The sequence below is a fragment of the Planktosalinus sp. genome, assembly GCF_059864935.1.
The window spans coordinates 1-1641 of the sequence record NZ_JCBCCK010000396.1; the positions used below are offsets into that span (position 1 = coordinate 1).

The window sequence follows — 1641 nt, forward strand, 5'->3', positions numbered from 1 at the left end:
TGGGTCAATATTGCCGTTGATTACAGCCTGAACAGGAGAAAAGAGCACAAAAATGACCTGAGCGATATCACTTTTTTTGATGCGCAAAACAACATTACAAATTACTGGGATACAGATTTTGAAAGGGTCACCCGCTCTGACCTTCACAACATAAATGCGGCACTTGATTTTACATTGAGCGAAAGAAGCAATTTAAATATTTCCTCCTCGATTTTTCTTGATCCGAATACGACCTATTCAAATAAAGAAGTAACCGAAATTTTGAACGCTTCGAGAACTATTGATTCACTTTTCAAAACAAACAGCCATCTTGATATAGAAAAACACAACATTGCACTCGATGCGACTTTTAGCCATGTGATTAATGAAAAGGGAGCCAATATTAATGCCAATGTGCACTATACCAATTTTGAACACAACAGAGATCAGCACTTAACTACAGGGTACTTTTCGCCAAGCGGAAATTCATTAAGCTCAAGCGCATTCAAAACAGATTCATACCAACAAATCAACATTTATATCGGCCAAATTGATTTTTCTTCAGAACTTTTTGGGATAAATTTTGACACCGGTGTTAAGGGTTCTGTCATTGAATCAGAAAGCGCTATAAACTTTTTCGACGAGGTAAATAACACACTTGTGCCTAACCCTGAGTTTACAGATAATTTTATTTATGACGAAACTATATTTTCAGGATATGTCAGCCTTGCAAAAAACTGGAGTCGCTGGAGAATGAGAGTCGGACTAAGGGGAGAATATACCGAAACCGAAGGCAATTCCATTTCGATGAATGAAAAATCACAAAACGATTATTTGGACTGGTTTCCTTCCTTTATACTGAATTACACGCCCAACGAAAATCACAGCGTTGGGGTGGCCTACAACAAAAGCATTTCACGCCCAAGATATGATTTACTAAATCCATTCAAGTATTTTATTAACGAAAATAATTTTACTTCCGGAAACCCGAATTTGGCACCCTCTGTTAACCAAAGGTACAGCATCAATTATTTAGTTGAAAACAAATACGACTTTGAGCTGTATTACCGCACTATTAAAAACGACATTGAAGTGTTGAGTTTTCAAAATAATGACCAACAGTTTTTGAGGTCAATTTCAACAAATATGGTTGAAAGAAGGGGTTATGGTTTAAATTTCCATTATGCGGGAAGCATAAAAAGCTGGTGGTATTTTAGCAACTATGTGTCTATGTTCCACGAAGAAAATACCTTTGTCGCCCTAGAAAGCAACAATGAGTTGGTTACTCTGGAAACAAACGGAATGTTTATCCAAATGTACAATTCATTTACACTCTCAGAGGACAGAACACTTAAAGCCGACCTGACTTTTGCACACCTTACGGGAATTGTTTTCGGCACTTATGTTATGGACCCGTTTACGACTGTTTCACTTGGGATTAGAAAATCACTTTGGAACAATAGGGCATCTCTATCTCTCACGGCAAATGATATTTTTGACACTACAAACCGAAGGTTACAGGCAGACTTTTTGAATCAAAGGAACAGTTATTTCGCCATCGAGGAAAACCAATACCTTCAAATGGGTTTTATTTATAATTTTGGAAACTTTTCTTTACGCGAAAACACCAGACAAATCAGAAACGAAGAACGCACCCGTATC

At 37.3% G+C, this 1641-nt stretch carries 1 protein-coding gene; it reads left to right on the forward strand.

Annotated features, from left to right (window positions below):
- The coding region (locus AC6F75_RS12215; RefSeq protein WP_500715315.1) for an outer membrane beta-barrel protein at positions 1–1641 on the forward strand (1641 nt) is incomplete at both ends.